Genomic DNA, 16,458 nt, shown 5'->3' with positions numbered 1-16,458 from the left:
AAGCGGAACATCAATCGAGTCGATTCGTAGTCCCACCGTGCCAGATGCCCATAGAATCTCTCTATCTCACCGTGCTCCGCTGCCAAGCGGACTTGACGCCTTGTATGCTTCGGAACTGCCTCTCGCGCTGGGGGCCGATGCGGATGAATGGTTGCCAGAACTGCGCCTCCCCCATTCCGTGTGGGAGATTTTCGGAAGCGGCGACGATGCGGCGTGCGATGCGCTGGCACTTGCTTTCGCGCAAGAACATTGCCCCGACGGAAACGAAGATCGCAAGTGGCTGTGGGTCCAGGATGCGCCTAGCATCCGTTTTTCGGGGCGACCATTTCTTCATGGTGTTCCGCCGGCATTGCGCAGCGGCCTCATCCATGTCGAGGCAGGCAGTGCCGCCAATGCCCTGTGGGCGATGGAGGAGGGTGTAAGATGCGGCGCACTGTCCTTCGTATTGGGAGAGATCGCAGGCAATCCAAGGGCGCTCGATTTCACCGCGACCCGGCGACTGGTGCTGGCAGCGGAGCGGCATGGCGTGGCGCTCTATCTGCTTCGCCGGGAAGGCTTCGCCAATCTATCTGCCGCGCGCTTGCGCTGGCAGGTCGCCGCTGCGCCCTCGGCGCTGCACAGGTGGAACGCGATAGCCCCCGGCGCCCCGCGTGCTCGGGCCGAATTGTTTCGCGGACGGGGCGTGAAGCCGGGAACGTTCGTCCTTGGCCACGGAGTAGGTTCGCATGAGCCGGACCATCGTCTCGCTGTGGTTTCCGACATTCGCGATCGACCGCTGGAACCGGATCGCCGCGAGGCCGGGTGAAACGGAAAACACAAGCCGGCCCGTTGTGCTGGTCACCGAGACTGCGCACGGCCCCGTCATTGATGCGGTCAGCCCGGAAGCCGGCGAAGCCGGGGCACGGGCAGGTATGCGGCTGGCCGATGCGCGGATGCTGGCACCTCAATTGCTGGCCGTGCCGTCCGATCATGAAGGAAATCAGCGTGGGCTGGAGAAGCTGGCAGCGGCTGCACAAAGATGGGGGCCATGGAGCATGGTCGATGGCGGAGATGCTGTCCTGCTCGATGCTTCGGGCAGCGCGCATCTGTTCGGCGGCGAGGCTGCAATGCTCGCGGGAATCGAAGCGCGTTTTGCAAGTCAGGGATATCATTGCCGAGCCGCGAGCGCGCCTAATGGTGGTGCGGCCTGGGCACTTTCGCATTATGGGATGCATCGCGCGGTAGTGAACCTCGAAGCGGACCTGCCCGCAGTGCTCGCCCCGCTGCCGGTCGCATCCCTTCGGCTCAATGCCGATACCGGGCTGCTGCTTGTCCGGCTTGGCCTGAAGACCATTGGCGAGCTGATGGCAGTTCCGCGCGACAGCCTCGCCCGCCGCTTTCGCAACCGGCGCTCGGCCGAAGCCAACCCCCTGACTCGGCTCGACCAAATGCTGGGGCGCGCGCACGAGCCGCTCGTCCCGCTGGTCGAACGCCTTTCCTTTGCGGCCGAGCGGCGTCTGGCCGAACCGGTCCTGCACCTCGACCTGCTGAAACGGGTCGTGGGCGACCTTGCTATCGATCTCGCGCGCAGACTCGAAAACGACAAGCAGGGCGCACGCAGGCTGGTTCTGCGTCTCTGGCGAGTGGATGGCGACCATACCTCACGCACGCTCGAACTCGCTTCACCTTCGCGCAATCCCGGCCATATCATGCGCCTGTTCGAGGAACGCCTGGAAGGGATCGACGCCGGGTTCGGGATCGATCAGGCTAGGCTGATCGCGACCTGGGCCGAACCGCTAGGCTGCGTGCAAGACACTCTCGACACCCCCGATAAGCCCGGCACGTCGCTGCCGGTGCTCGTCGACCGGCTGGTAACACGGCTGGGCAGGGACAGGGTCACACGGCTGCGACCATGCAAGAGCCATTGGCCGGAGCTTTCGCAGCAGGCAGCACCGCCGGATCGGGTTCCTCCCCTTGTGCAGTGCGATCCCGGTTTCAGCCAGCGCCCGCTGAAGCTGCTCGCCCGGCCAGAGCCGATCGCTGTCATCTATGCGACGCCGGAGGGCCTGCCGCGCCGTTTCCGCTGGCGGGGCGGCCTTTATGTCATCGCGAAAGCTGAGGGGCCAGAGCGGATTGCGCCCGAATGGTGGCGGCAGCGGGCGAATGCGCGGCTACGCGACTACTACCGGATCGAGGACGAGACAGGCCGGCGCTACTGGATCTATCGCTACGGCTTGATCGAGGATGGTCGCGGCGGGCCGCCCGACTGGTATATGCATGGGTTCTTCGCCTGATGCCCGACCAGCCGCTCACTCCTGCACGCCGCACGCTGGCACGGATCACCGACGAGAATTTCACCGGCAAACCGCGCGCCGGATATGTCGAGCTTGGTGTGACCAGCTGCTTTTCGTTCCTGTGCGGGGCGTCCGATGCAGTGGATCTCGTGGCGACTGCATTCACCCATGGCTACGATGCGATTGGGATCGCCGATCGCAATACCCTTGCTGGAGTGGTGCGCATGCATGCCGAGGCGAAGACTGCGCGCATCCGCCCGGTGATCGGCTGCCGGATCGTGACTGCCGAAGGCTGGCAGTTCCTCGCCTATCCCACAGACCGCGCAGCCTACGGGCGGCTCTCGGCACTGCTTTCCAGGGGCAAGATGCAGACCTTGCAGGGCGAGTGGCAGGACAAGGGCGAAACGCATATCGACCTCGCCATGCTGGCCGAACACGTGGAAGGTGTGCAGCTGGTGCTGATGCCGCCCGAAGTGCTGGACGAGCAATTCGAGGCAGCGCTCCCGGAGCTCGCCGCGCGCCTGCCCGCTCTGCGGCATCTCGCTACCGCCTTTCTGTATCGCGGCGATGACATTGCGCGGATCAACCGGCTCGATCTTCTCGCGAGGGCCAACCGCCTTTCCATCCTCGCCACCAATGATGTGCATTACCATGCGCGCGAGCGGCGACCCTTGCAGGACGTGATGACCTGTATCAGGGAGAAGACGACAATCGGGCAGGCGGGACTGCTGCTCCACGCCAACGCCGAACGGCACCTGAAATCGCCTGCCGAAATGATCCGTCTGTTTGCGCACTGGCCCCATGCCATTGCCGCCACCCGCGAAGTCGCCGATGCCTGCACCTTCAGCCTCGACGAACTGCGCTACGAATACCCGGACGAGCCCATTCCGAAGGATCGCACAGCCGGTGCACATCTGGCCGAACTGACGCGGCAGGGCGCGCAGTGGCGTTATCCCGATGGCGTGCCGGAGAAGGTCGAGCGGCTGATCGTGCGCGAGCTGGAGCTGATCGGCAAGCTCGACATCGCGCGCTACTTCCTCACCATCAAGGACATCGTGGATTTCGCGCGTGGGTGCGATCCGCCGATCCTGTGCCAAGGGCGCGGCAGCGCGGCCAATTCCGCGGTCTGCTATTGCCTCGGTATTACTGCCGTCGATCCTGGCGAGCACGAACTGCTGTTCGACCGCTTCATTTCCGAAGAGCGCAAGGAGCCGCCCGACATCGACGTGGATTTCGAGCACGAGCGTCGAGAGGAAGTGATCCAGTATATCTACCAGCGCTATGGCCGCCATCGCGCCGGGCTCTGCGCGACGGTGATCCATTACCGTCCCCGCATGGCAATCCGCGAGGTCGGCAAGGTGATGGGCCTGTCGGACGACACGACCTCCGCTCTCGCGCGCACGGTGTGGGGCAGTTATGGCCGGGAGATTGCAGAGAAGCACACAAAGGAAGCGGGGCTCGACATGGCCGACCCGCACCTGCGACGCGTGCTCAAGCTGACCGAACAGCTGATCGGCATGCCGCGCCATCTCTCGCAGCATGTCGGCGGGTTCATCCTCACCCAGGGTCCGCTGATCGAGACTGTGCCTATCGGCAATGGTGCCATGCCGGATCGCAGCTTCATTGAATGGGACAAGGATGACATCGACGCGCTTGGCATACTGAAGATCGACGTGCTTGCGCTCGGGATGCTGACCTGCCTGCAAAAGGGCTTCGATCTGCTGCGTGTGCATCACGGCCGGGACCTGACGCTTGCCACCACGCCTCGGGAAGACCCGCGCGTCTATGACATGCTGGTGAAAGGCGACAGCCTCGGTGTTTTCCAGGTCGAAAGCCGCGCACAGATGAACATGCTGCCGCGGCTGAAACCGCGCCGCTTCTACGATCTGGTAATCGAGGTCGCGATCGTACGGCCCGGCCCGATCCAGGGCGATATGGTACACCCCTACCTCAAGCGCCGCCGGGGCGACGAGCCGGTCATCATTCCCAGGCCGTCATCGGCCCACGGCCCGCCCGACGAACTCTCGTCTATCCTCCAGCGTACGCTGGGAGTGCCGATCTTCCAGGAGCAGGCGATGAAGATCGCGCTCGACGCGGCAAAGTTCTCCAGCATCGAGGCGAACCAGTTGAGGAAAGCGATGGCGACCTTCCGTTCCCGCGGCATGGTAGACGAGTTGCAGGACAAGATGGTCGGCCGGATGATCGCGCGCGGCTACGATCCCGAATTTGCAGAACGATGTTTCAACCAGATTCGCGGCTTCGGCGAATACGGTTTTCCCGAAAGCCACGCAGCCAGCTTCGCGCATCTCGTCTACATCTCCAGCTGGATGAAATGCCATTACCCGGCGGTATTCGCCTGCGCATTGCTCAATTCGCAGCCGATGGGCTTTTACGCACCTGCACAGATCGTGCGTGATGCGCAGGAGCATGGGGTCGAAGTGCGCGTTGTCGATGTCAACCAGAGCGGGTGGGACAATATTTTGGAAGCCATTGTCGACGGCAATCCCCAGCCGCCCATGCGACTGGGCTTACGCCAGATCGACGGGTTGAAGGAGACAGCCGCTGCCCGGCTGGTTGCAGCGCGCGAGTCATATGGCCCTTATCGGAGCCTCGCCGAATTGCAGGAGCGCGCGAAGCTCTCGCCCCTCGTGATCGAAAGGCTCGCCGCTGCCGATGCGTTTCGCTCGATGGGACTCGATCGCCGACAGGCCCTGTGGGATGCCCGTGCATTGAAGCCTGTTACGGACTTGCCGCTCTTCGCAGCTGCCGCCGCACGCGACGAGGGGGCGGAGCGCACCCAGCACCTGCTGCCGCCAATGCCTTTGTCGGAACACGTGGTTGCCGATTACCAGACCACCCGACTCAGCCTGAAGGCCCATCCGATGCAGTTCCTGCGCGATGGTCTTCGCGAACGCGGGTTCACGGCCAATGCCGACCTCAGGGGGAAAAATTTCCGCACGACGGTGAAGGTTTCGGGAGTGGTGCTCGTCCGCCAGCGGCCCGGCAGCGCCAAGGGCGTGTGTTTCATCACGCTGGAGGACGAAACGGGGGTCGTGAACCTCGTCGTCTGGCCGGATGTGATGGAGCGATATCGCAAGGTCATCATGGGTGCGCGGCTGATGGAAGTGGCCGGCAGACTGGAAATGGACGACGAGGTGCTCCACGTCATCGTGTCGAAGATGGAGGATGCGACCTGGCGCCTCGCCGAATTGAGCGACGATCTGCTGTCGCCCACGATTTCGCGCGCAGATGAAGTCAGCCGGCCCGCTCGGACCATGAGCGAGGTCAAGCGCAGGGTGGCTATCCTGCCGGATGCCGTGAATGCCGATTGCGCCCCGCGACAGCAACAGCGAACTTTGGCTGCACAAAAGGCGACACATCCACGCGATCTTCGCTTGCTGCCAAAGAGCAGGGACTTTCACTAGATTGTCCGTAACAGGCGACGTCGAACCTGTGATGCGCGACACTGGCATGCTCGCCTGGCACGAGCCAGTCGCGCCAATTGGAATGCGGAATATTCAGGTGTGCGATGAGACGCGGGGCATGGGGTCGAATCCATGGGGTTGGCGACCCGCCGCACGGCAGGACCGCTAATGGATTTAAAAAGATGCGTCTAGTCTCGGGGAACACTCGCTGCGGAAGTGAGTCCGGAGGGCCTGTTCCGGCTGAACTCTCTAAGAATCCACCGGAAAAATTTGCCATCGTTCCGATTCATGTTCACAAACCGGCGCGATCAACCGACATTACGAACAAACGACAATCTAGATGAAACACTGGTTTGAGGATGACGGCGAAGAACACGACAACCGCGCGGCTAGACGGGACAGGCTACTAATCGCGACCTCGTTGCTGCTGATTGCCCTCATCGCACTGGCCCCCCTTCTCTGAGCACTGCCAAGGCGAAGGGGAACGCTATACTTCTGACGTTAATAGCATTGAAAGGCTTAGGGGCAAATTTCTCCTTATGAGCGAAGCGAATCCTTCCATTAGTGATCAGTCGATACTGAACTTCTATATGGTCGACGGGCGACCAGTAGTAATCGATGGCATTACCCATGAAGGCTGGGTCTGGGAGGGAGGCTTATGGATTAAGGATCTCGACCTTGCCCAAATAAGCTTCAGGAAAGGTTGCCTGCTATCTCAGGACGACTTTGTTCGCCGGTTTCCCCAAGCGGCCATGGCTCTGCTTGACCAGGGCACTCCCTGAAAAAGAAGCCGGAAGCGTGACCGGACGGGGGTCTTTTCACGCTTCCGGCTGTGCGTCTGCGACGGCGCACAAGGCAGAAAGCGATCCACGAAGGGTATGGTTCCGCTTTCTCTTTGGCATATGTGAGAATGGGCCGTTCGCATGCGTCCGAGATGGCAAGAACTCGCAAGCGGGTCGGTCCTTGACAGGATAAATACGGCTGATCGCAGCTATGAACTTACTGGTTCGAGTTAAGCTCATCTTATGCCGTTCAAAAATGTGCCGCGCGGGAAGATGGAGAAACCGAAAATTAACCTCCGAGACCTGTCGCTTAGCTAAGTTGCGATGCCGCCACGACTTTGCAGACGCTTTCTTTTTTCTATCAGGCCCATCGACGTCTAGCTGGTTGTTATGGCGTGAAGAATTTGAGAATTACAACGCAGAGCTAGACCATCGGTTTGATAGTGCGGCAGCGGTGATCAATGGACACGGGCGAGCGCATATGCGATTGCTCTGCGATGATAGTCACCGGCGTGTATGATCCTGTTCTTGTTGGCATATCGCTTTTAATTGCGGTAATCGCGTCGTTCACTGGACTCAGCCTCGCGCGTCGGATGGCGACTTCCGCAGGCCGTGCCCGGTCCATATGGTTGATAACCGCTGCCTTTGCGCTAGGTGGCGGCATCTGGTCCATGCATTTCATTGCTATGCTGGCATTTAGCCTCCCCGGCATGCGCACCAATTACGATCCAGGGTTGACGGCAGTGTCCTTCATCATTCCGATCGGACTCACAGGTGCGGGTCTGGCACTCGCCGCTCCCGCCGCTCATTCAATCAGGCGGCTGCTCCTTGCTGGCCTGTTGATGGGCACCGGCGTGCTTGCAATGCACTACCTGGGAATGGCAGCGATGCAGATGCCTGCCAATGTCGAGTATGACCCGCTCTGGGTGATCTACTCGGCCCTTATTGCGATAATCGCTTCAACGGTCGCAGTATGGCTGGCTTTTGGAGAGCATCATGTCGGGCATCGGGCGGCAGCATCGATCGCCATGGGGGTTGCCATTGCCGGGATGCACTATGCCGCCATGGGCGCTGCAATCTTTCTGGTGCAGCCCATAGCGGGCTCTTCGGTAGCGGAGGCCGGCATCGACCAGACAAGTTTAGCAACGATAGTCGCCATTTTCGCGATCTTCCTGCTATTCATGGGCCTCGGCGCAGCTCGTCTCGATCATCTATTTAAAACCTATGAGCGCCGGGAGGCGCGCATCGCCTTGCGCCTCGAAATAGCGGACATTCTTCGCGAGAAAGGCAGCGGCGCGGCGCTTGACGAAATTGCAGCCCTCATGGGCAGCCACTTTGGTGTCACCCGCACCGGCTATGGCCAGCTCGACCCGGTAGAAGACTTCTTCGATTACGACGTTTGCTGGACTGACGGCACCGTGCCGCCGCTGCTCGGAAGGTATCCTGCTGCGGCCTTTGGCGAAAAAATTGTCGCTGCTTTGGCGGCAGGCGAAACGATCGTAGTCGAAGATATTCTGAACGAGGAGATCAGTGACGAAGAGCGAACGCGGGATACGGCGCGAGAAGTCGATACGCGCGCAATATTGGTAGTCCCTTTCGTCCGAGATGGCCGACTTCGCACTATTGTCTATCTAAATGATCGCGATCCGCGGCGATGGGATAGCGAAGACATCGCGTTCATGGAGGAACTCGCAGAACGCACTCGGCTGGTGATTGAGCGGGACCAAGTTGAACAGCAGCTGCGAGAACTTAACGCAACACTCGAAGAGCGAGTGAACGAGCGCACGCGCGACTTGCATCAGGCGCAGGAAGCCTTGCTGCAGAGCCAAAAAATGGAAGCTGTGGGCCAGCTAGTTGCTGGGATGGCGCATGACTTCAACAATGTGCTGGCGTCCGTCATCGGTGCGTTCAATCTTATCCTTCGCAAGCCAGATGATTCCTCGAGGGTCCAGAAATTTGCCGAGGCCGGAGCGCAGGCCGCAGAACGTGGCGCCAAACTGACCGGCCAGCTCATGGCGTTCTCGCGCTCACACAAAATACAGCTGCGTCCGCTGTTTGTGTGTGACATTCTCGAAGAAATGGAGGATCTCCTTGCTCGCACGCTGGGACCGTTAATTAAGCTGGAAAAGAAACTAAACCCTAATCCGGCTCCGGTTCTCGCTGATGCGATCCAGGTAGAGATGATGATCCTCAACCTTGCAATCAATGCGCGCGACGCGATGCCTGACGGCGGCACACTGACTATTTCAACCAGTAGGCACACGTTCTGCGGAGAAGCCGATCTTGCGGACGGGGACTATATCGAACTGGCTGTTCAAGACAGTGGCGTTGGCATGGATCAGGAAACTCTGCGGCGGGCAATGGAGCCGTTCTTTACCACCAAGCCTCAAGGAAAGGGAACTGGTCTCGGCCTTGCGCAGATTTACGGAAGTGCGCGTCAGGCAGGAGGCACCGTCCGTATAGAAAGCGAGGTAGGCATTGGCACGTCGGTGCGCGTCTATCTGCCTTGCACAAACAAAAAACCGAAGCGGGCCATCGATCGCGTATCGCCTGACGAGGACATCATGAGGCTGCCGCCGCTGCGCATTTTAATGGTGGATGACGACGATCATTTTCGCTCCGTCTTGGCGGAAGGGTTAAGGGAACAAGGCCATACTGTCACCGCAGCTTCCAAAGGGAAGGAGGCGCTCTCTATCCTTGAAGCGGAAAGTCCGCAGGTAGCAGTGCTAGATTTTGCTATGCCGGATATGAACGGAGCCGTGCTTGCAGAACAAATAGCAACACGCCTTCCCAATCTCCCGATTATTTTCGTGAGCGGTTATGCCGACACGGTAGCGATTAAGAACGCTGCTGGTGAAAACGCTACGATTTTGCACAAGCCATTCGAGCTCGACCAGCTGATTTCCGCCCTGAAGCAGGTCTGCGAGCAACTGGAAAGTGCCTCCGAAGTCTAGGGCTTTCTCTTCGTCAAACCGCTCATGTCGGCGTCCGGCTGGTCGGCCATTAGGGCGTCGATCCAAGGTATGGCGAGCTCGCGGCTGCGGTAGGCCTCCATGTGGCCACCCCCTTGCCGTTTAACGATGGGAAGGTGCCATAGATATAACGTGTCACGGCATCCTTCGGGGTTGGTAGGACAGCAAATGCTCGGTAGAGGATAAAGTCCGCAGAGCATGGCTGACCACACAAGGTTTCCAGCTCTCCCTCGGGCCCCTACGGCCGTTCAGGCACTCTATAAGTCGCAGGCCCAAGCCCTGGTGTCGCAACGTCGAGAGTTGCTTTGCGAACGCGCAAAACAGCATCGAGAAAGGGCATTTCTAGCTTGAAAAACCGGCGAGCGGTCATGCCCAGGAACCGCTCACAGTCACGCAGGAAATGCGACACGTCAGTGTAGGATTCATCGATAGCGCGATAAGCATCTTTTGTTCCAGCCGCTTTTACGGCGATTAGCGACCTTAAAAAACGGGTGCGGGCAATCAAAGTTTGAGGCGAATACCCGAACCGCTTTAGCGAAAGCCTTTGAAGAGTCCGTGAGTGCAGCTCCAATTCACGAGCAAGCTCCTTTGCCGTCCGTATGCGCTCATCCAACAGCAAATGGTTCAGCCGGATGATCCTCTCCTCATCCCTGGATGGCGTGTCCATTCGTTCGAGGAAGAAGCGATCAAGGATCGCCTTAACCGCTGGCCCCTGATCGGATGCCCGCAATTCAACGATCAGCGGCTGACAGGTGTCGCGCGCCACCTCATCCAGTGGCACCATCCGATCACAATATTGCGAAAGGTCAATGTTCAATAGGCGCGCGACGCCGGCAGGAGTGAGATTTACTCCGACTGTCACGCCACCATACGAGGTATGTTCCATGATACGACTTGCACTACCGTAAAAGCCAGCTTCGGGAAGCGGAGACCATACAGCGCCAGGAGCTTCGATCGTCATCGGCTGCTCCGCTAATACGAACCGGATCATAGGCCACGTTGGCAGGATGGGAGAACGCGCTCCCATCAATTCTTCACCTTCCGAATCGAAAACGAAGTAGTCGCCGATGAATCGAGCAAGCGATGGGTGAGGTAACTCCCACCGCATCGCAACGTTTGCAGGCAAATTGAAAACCGCCGGATTAAATCCAGTAGAATGCGAACCACTTTCGATCATGTCAGGCAATTACCGAGATGGATTTGATGGCGTCTGAACCAGATGCATATTGAGAGCAATTAAGGAAAGGTGTGCAAAACCTTGGTAGCGGAGGAGGGACTTGAACCCCCGACACGCGGATCATGTTTCCAACGGACCCGAGTGATAGACTCGTCTACGTCAACGAGACTTCCATGCGCTTTGGCAGCATGAAGACTTTCAGCAATAGCCTTTTCATTCCTGAGTGCTTCCATTCTCGCTTGCGGATGCCGCATGTAGGGCAATAAATGCGCGTGCGAGGTCAGCGTGGTTGTCGATCAACGATTGGCGGCTTGCGATCAACTGTCGCTGGGCGTCGAGTACGTCGAATAGCGAGGTCAGGCCCTCGCGATAAAGCGCGTTTGACTGGCCCAAAGCGGTTTCACTCTGCTCGATTGCTTCGCCCAGTGACTTTCCTCGTTCCTGATAGGCCTGAATGGCTACCATCGCGTTTTCCACACCGCCCAGCGCGAGAAGAAAGGTTTGTAGGTACTCGGCGAAGCTGGCGTCGAGTTCCGCCCGTGCCGCAGTAATTTCCGCACGCCGCCGTCCGCCGTCGAACAGCGGCAGGTCGAGCGCGGCGCCGACAGTGGCGAGGAAGGATGAGAACAACCCGTCGATGGTTCCGTCGCCCAGCAGGATCGATGAAGGCACGACCAGCGAGGGGCGCAAGTCCGCCTGTTCGATGCCGACCTGCGCGGCGGCCCGCATGAGCCGCGCTTCCGCAGCAAGGATGTCGCCGCGTCGCCGCAGGAGATTGGCGGGTGTGCCGATCGGCGGGCCGAGGCCATAGTCCGGTATGGTTGCTTCTCCCGGCGGCGAGGCGATGGCGAGCGTTCCGGGTGCTTCGCCGAGCAGCACGGCGAGGGCATGCTCGGCCTCCGCCCGCGCGATCTCGATCAGGCCGAGACGTGCGCGGGTCTGCGCCAGGTCGGCGGCAGCTCTTCGCACGTCAAGGTTCGCGGCCAGGCCGGCTTCGAAGCGCAGGGTCACGATACGCAGCGTCTGCTGCTGCAGCTCGGTCGATTCCTCCAACAGCTCGAGCTGCGCGCCAGTGCGGCGATATTCGATATATTGCGAGGAGATCGCCGCTGCGATGACGCGCTGCTGGTCGGCGCGCAGGTAATCCGCCTCGGCATAATCGGCGGCCGCCGCTCGGATCTCCGCCGCCAGCCGACCAGAGAAGTCAGGATCGAATAATCCAACGAGTCCAGCGCCTGCAGTGAGCGATGCGCCGTCATCGTCGATCGCCACGCCCGCATCGGCCGCCCCGTCCACGCCGGGCAGGCGGTCGGCCCGCTCCGCCCTCAGCAACGCTTCAGCGGCGCGCACGCGCTCGCGCGCGGCGGCGATATCGAGGTTCGCCTCGAGCCCCTGCCGTATCAGCGCATCGAGGACTGGGTCCGAGAACGCCGTCCACCAGACTTCGTCCACGCCCGCAGGCGGTAATTGTGCGGCATATTGCAGCGGGGCGTCGATGCCCGCCTCGGACACCTCGACGGCGCCCGTTGCGCAGCCGGTAAGAATGAGCCCTGAGAGGAGCGGGAAGGGCGAGCGCCGCATCATGCCGGAGCCATCGTCTGCGATTCGTCGACGTCCGCGATCTCTTGCTGCAGCTTGGTGAGGTCTACGCTGCGCGGACGGCCGAAGCGCGCCACGCCGAGGTAGAAAACCGGGGTCAGGAAGAGTGTGAAGACGCCAGCGATGCCGAGTCCGCCGAATATGACCCAGCCGATCGACTGGCGCGCTTCGGCCCCTGCGCCGCTCGCGAGGATCAGCGGAACGGCACCGACCACGGTCGAGATCAGCGTCATCGCAATCGGGCGAAGGCGGATCGCCGCTGCTTCCTCAATCGCCTGACGGATGTCGCGGCCCTGGTGACGCAACTGGTCGGCAAATTCGACGATCAGGATGCCGTTCTTCGCCATCAGCCCGATCAGCATGACCAGCCCAATCTGCGAATAGATGTTCAGCGATATGCCCGACAGGAACAGCGCGACGATCGCAGCCGCCAGCGCGAAGGGCACAGTCAGCAGAACGACCAGCGCGCTGCTGACGCTTTCGAACTGCGCCACGAGTACGAGGAACACAATCACCAGCGCAAACATGTAGGTCAGCATCACGTCGTTGGAAGTTTCAGCGAGGCTCTCTGCATCGCCCTGGAGCAACATGTCGATATCTTCCGCCACCGATTCCGCCGCGAGCCGTTCGATCTCCTCGACGGCCTCCTGCAGCGGTACGCCCGGCGCGATGTCGGCGGAGACATCGATCGCGCGGCGCTGTTCGGTCCGGTCGAGTTCGGCGGCTATTCCCTCTTCGACGATTGTCGTGATACTGGAGAGCGGCACCAGGGCATCATTTTGCGTGCGCACGTAGAGATTGCGCAGGTCCGAGGGGTTGGCGACAGTCACAGTTTCGGAGGTCAGGAAAATCGGCACCGCTTGGTCGCCGACGTTAAGATCGACGATATCGTCGCCCCCCACCATTGCACGCAAAGTCTGCGCAACATCGTCGAGGTCTACGCCGAGATCGGACGCGCGCTGGCGGTCGATCTGTACCGAGAGTTGCGGCTGCGTCGGCTGATAGGAAATGTCAGGATTGGAGAGGATATCCGAATTCATGTCGATCGCTTCGCCCAGCGCCGATGCGGACAGAAAAATATTTCTGTATTCGCCGCCGGTAAGCGCTACCTCGATATTTCCTCCGCCTCCGCCGCCGAAGGTCAGTGTCCCACGCCCGCTGGCGCTCGTACGCGAGCCGGGAATTTCCTGCAGCGGTTCGTTCAGTTCGTCGACGATCTCGGTCTGGCTGCGCTCGCGTTCGTCCCAGTCGGCGAGTTGTGCGACCACGCGTACCCGGTTGGGATCGTAGCGCCCCACGATGGAGAAGGTGCTGCGGATCTCGCCGCTGTCGAGATAGGGCTGGAGGACGGTCTCGACCTCGTCGAGTTCGCCATCCATGAAGTCGAGCCCCACGCCGTCGGGCCCGGTCGCATCGACTTCGATCACGCCGCGATCCTCGTCCGGAACCAGTTCATTGTCGAGCTGGACGTAGAGCAGCCCGGTCAGCCCTGCGACAAGCACCGCGCTGGCAACGACCATCTTGCCCCGGTCGAGGCACCAGCAAAGCATCGCCGTGTAACGATCGCGCGCACGTCCGCCCCATGTGGTGAGCCGGTCGGAACCGTTGTCGCCGCTCCGGAGATCGAATTTTGCAGCGAGCGCGGGGACGAGCGACAGCGCGACGAAGGACGAGATGATCACCGCGACTGAGAGTACGAAGCCGAATTCACGGAACAGCCGTCCGGCCTCGGACGGCAGGAAGCTGATCGGGACGAAAACCGATGCGAGAACCGCGGTCGTTGCCACGATCGCGAAGAAGACCTGCCGCGTACCGACGACTGCTGCGGCGCGCCGCCCGAGGCCCTTGTTCTGGAGGCGTTGGATATTCTCGAGGACCACAATGGCATCGTCGACGATCAGGCCGGTTGCCAGCACGAGCGCCAGCAGGGTGAGAAGGTTGACTGAGAATCCCATGATCCAGATGCCCGCGATCACGCCCACCAGCGCGACCGGGATCGTGGTACTGGGGATTGCGGTCGCGCGCGCGCTGCGGAAGAACACCAACATAGTCCCGATCACGACAATGATGGTGAAGCCCAGCGTGATAAGCACTTCGCGCACCGATACCTCGATGAAGTCGGCATCGTCGGAAACGACACTGATCTCGATACCCTCGTAACGCGCATTCACCCGTTCGACAGAATCGCGGATGGCGTTGGAAATCTCGATCGTGTTCGAGCTTGCCTGGCGGACCACACCGAGGCCGACGATGGGGCGCCCGTCGAGCCGCACAAAATTGGTTGCATCAGCGGGCGCCAGCGTGAGTTCGGCAAGGTCGCCGACGCGTGTGGTGCCCGAAACGATAACTTCGCGAAGCAGGCGCGGGTCTGTCGCGCTAGCCTCGGCGCGTACCACCAGATCCTGTGCCTCGGAGCGGAATGAGCCAACCGGAACGTCGTAAGGTGCGCGCTCCAGCGCAGCGGCGACATCGCTCATCGTCAGACCGAAACGGTTGAGGCGAGCGGGGTCGACCGACACGCGCATCTGCAGCGCGCGAGTGCCGAACTGATCGATGCTGGCGACACCTTCGGCGGTCAGCAGTTCGGGAACCACATCGTTCTCGACCACCCGCGTCAGATCGGCTTCGCCATAACGGTTGCTCGACACGGCAAGTATCATGATGGGCTGGGCGTCGGCATCTGCCTTGATGATGTTGACCTGCTCGACCCGGTCGGGAAGCTCGCGGGTCACCCGGCTGACAGCTTCGCGCACGTCGTTGGCTGCCGTGTCGAGATCGACGCCGGGATTGAATTCGGCACGGATGCGCGAATTGTTTTCCTCGCTTGAGGAATTGATCTGGCGAACGCCGGTAACGCGCGCAACCGCATCCTCCAGGATACTGGTAACTTCGCTATCCATCGTCTCGGGCGCCGCACCGGGCAGGGACGCGGAGACTGACACGATCGGGCGATCGACATTGGGTAGTTCGCGCACCTCGACTCCCGTGAACGCAGCCAGCCCGGCGAGCACGATCAGGAGGTTGAGCACCCCCACCAGCAGCGGCCGCTTGACCGCCAGCATGGGAAGGTCGGCCCTATCTGCCATCTGCCGTCTCGCCCGGGCGCAATTCCACATTGGCCTCTGGCACCCGGACCGGCTGGACGAGCCGGATGTCCTGACCATCACGGATCTTCTGAACGCCTTCGACGATTACGCGGTCCTGCGGCGACAGGCGGCCATCGACCAGCGCCAGGCCTTCGCGGCGCGACGTTATGGTTACGGGCACGCGCCTAGCCTTGTCCTCTCGCACGACGAACAAATACGATCCTTCGCCGCCCCACACGATCGCCTGTTCCGGCACAGCGGCGCGGTTCACGTTGGTGCGGGTGAAGTTCACCCGAAAGCTCATGCCCGGGCGAAAGCGGTCGCCGGAATTGGCGATGCGCGCGCGTGCGACGAAATTCCGGCTGTCGGATGAAATGCTGCTGTCGGTGGTCACGATACTCGCGTCGATCCGGCTGTCCGGTTCAGAGAATGCCGCAACCTCGACCGACTGGCCGGGGCGAAGAGCAGCAAAAACTTCTTCGGGCGCGGGAAAGTCGATGAACAAGCTGCTGCGCTGGTCTAGCTGCGCGATAGGGGAGGCATCGTCCACGCGGTCGCCCGGGTCCACTTGCGTCAGTCCGATATGGCCCGAGAAGGGGGCGCGTATCGTCCGGTCGGCGAGAGCTTCCTGCGCCTGGCGCAACGCCACGCGGGCTGAGGCGAGCGCGGTCTCCCCGGCCTCGATCTGGCTTTCCGAAATCGCGCCTGTATCCTCGATCCGTCGGTAGCGGCCTAGGAGCTGTTCCGCCTCAAGCACCTGCACGCGCGCCGCCTCCACCGTGAGCCGTTCCTGCCGCGAATCAAGCTCGACCAGAGGCTCGCCACGGCGTACGTAATCGCCAGCGGAAAACAGGACGCGGGTCACGCGTCCCGCGCTTTCGGGAAAGATCTGCGCAGAGGTGACCGCGCGGGCAGTGCCGATTGCCTCGACCTCGGTCTTTTCAGGCAGAAAGCGCAAGGCCTCGGCGACCACCGGGATCGGATCGTCGGATCGTTCTTCGCTGCCCGATGAACACCCGACGAGTAGGATCGCGCCAATCAGCCCGAGCGCTCGAAAGAGGAAAGCCATGCTGCTGACGTACCAGATGGTCAGAAGAGCAAAAGCCCCTTCCGCAGCTAAATTTCGCTTACTGTAATCGTAACT

The 16,458-nt window shown here is 61.1% G+C and carries 8 protein-coding genes; 4 read left to right on the top strand and 4 right to left on the bottom strand.

Going from position 1 to position 16,458, the window contains the following annotated elements; genetic code table 11:
- Positions 1-100: 100 nt before the first annotated feature.
- The 4 genes from K3180_RS01750 to K3180_RS01735 all read left to right on the top strand — a co-directional run bounded on the left by K3180_RS01750 (position 101) and on the right by K3180_RS01735 (position 9,434).
- The gene (locus K3180_RS01750) at positions 101-805 is read left to right on the top strand and encodes an ImuA family protein (RefSeq protein WP_221537924.1); all 705 of its coding nucleotides are present in this window, start codon (positions 101-103) and stop codon (positions 803-805) included.
- Positions 726-2,273 (top strand): DUF6504 family protein, encoded by a 1,548-nt coding sequence (locus K3180_RS01745; RefSeq protein WP_221537923.1) that lies wholly within the window; start codon positions 726-728, stop codon positions 2,271-2,273. Before K3180_RS01750 ends, K3180_RS01745 begins: the two co-directional genes overlap by 80 nt.
- Entirely contained in the window at positions 2,273-5,698 is a 3,426-nt protein-coding gene (locus K3180_RS01740; RefSeq protein ID WP_221537922.1) for an error-prone DNA polymerase, read from the top strand. Before K3180_RS01745 ends, K3180_RS01740 begins: the two co-directional genes overlap by 1 nt.
- 1,279 nt (positions 5,699-6,977) lie before the next feature.
- Complete coding sequence (locus tag K3180_RS01735; RefSeq protein WP_221537921.1) at positions 6,978-9,434, top strand: MHYT domain-containing protein; 2,457 nt, start codon at positions 6,978-6,980, stop codon at positions 9,432-9,434.
- Positions 9,435-9,690: 256 nt separating this feature from the next.
- Here K3180_RS01735 and K3180_RS01730 read toward each other — a convergent pair whose 3' ends face one another.
- The 4 genes from K3180_RS01730 to K3180_RS01715 form a co-directional block, all read right to left on the bottom strand.
- Complete coding sequence (locus K3180_RS01730; RefSeq protein ID WP_221537920.1) at positions 9,691-10,638, bottom strand: helix-turn-helix domain-containing protein; 948 nt, start codon at positions 10,636-10,638, stop codon at positions 9,691-9,693.
- Between the two features lie 204 nt (positions 10,639-10,842).
- On the bottom strand, positions 10,843-12,213 hold the full coding sequence (locus tag K3180_RS01725) for an efflux transporter outer membrane subunit (RefSeq protein ID WP_247710221.1): 1,371 nt from the start codon (positions 12,211-12,213) through the stop codon (positions 10,843-10,845).
- Positions 12,210-15,314: an efflux RND transporter permease subunit gene (locus K3180_RS01720; protein WP_221537919.1), complete on the bottom strand. Its 3,105-nt coding sequence runs from the start codon at positions 15,312-15,314 to the stop codon at positions 12,210-12,212. The genes K3180_RS01725 and K3180_RS01720 overlap by 4 nt, the downstream gene beginning before the upstream one ends.
- Complete coding sequence (locus K3180_RS01715; protein ID WP_221537918.1) at positions 15,304-16,383, bottom strand: efflux RND transporter periplasmic adaptor subunit; 1,080 nt, start codon at positions 16,381-16,383, stop codon at positions 15,304-15,306. The genes K3180_RS01720 and K3180_RS01715 overlap by 11 nt, the downstream gene beginning before the upstream one ends.
- Positions 16,384-16,458: the final 75 nt, after the last annotated feature.

This window comes from Qipengyuania huizhouensis, from assembly GCF_019711635.1.
GTDB classification, from domain to species: domain Bacteria; phylum Pseudomonadota; class Alphaproteobacteria; order Sphingomonadales; family Sphingomonadaceae; genus Qipengyuania; species Qipengyuania huizhouensis.
The sequence above is the reverse complement of the archived record's forward strand: the minus strand, read 5'-3'. Positions and strand labels throughout refer to the sequence as shown.

Coding starts and splice junctions, on each gene's coding strand:
- K3180_RS01745 (WP_221537923.1), top strand. CDS start 726: ATGAGCCGGACCATCGTCTCGCTGTGGTTTCCGACATTCGCGATCGAC.
- K3180_RS01740 (WP_221537922.1), top strand. CDS start 2,273: ATGCCCGACCAGCCGCTCACTCCTGCACGCCGCACGCTGGCACGGATC.
- K3180_RS01735 (WP_221537921.1), top strand. CDS start 6,978: ATGATAGTCACCGGCGTGTATGATCCTGTTCTTGTTGGCATATCGCTT.
- K3180_RS01725 (WP_247710221.1), bottom strand. CDS start 12,213: ATGATGCGGCGCTCGCCCTTCCCGCTCCTCTCAGGGCTCATTCTTACC.
- K3180_RS01720 (WP_221537919.1), bottom strand. CDS start 15,314: ATGGCAGATAGGGCCGACCTTCCCATGCTGGCGGTCAAGCGGCCGCTG.
- K3180_RS01715 (WP_221537918.1), bottom strand. CDS start 16,383: ATGGCTTTCCTCTTTCGAGCGCTCGGGCTGATTGGCGCGATCCTACTC.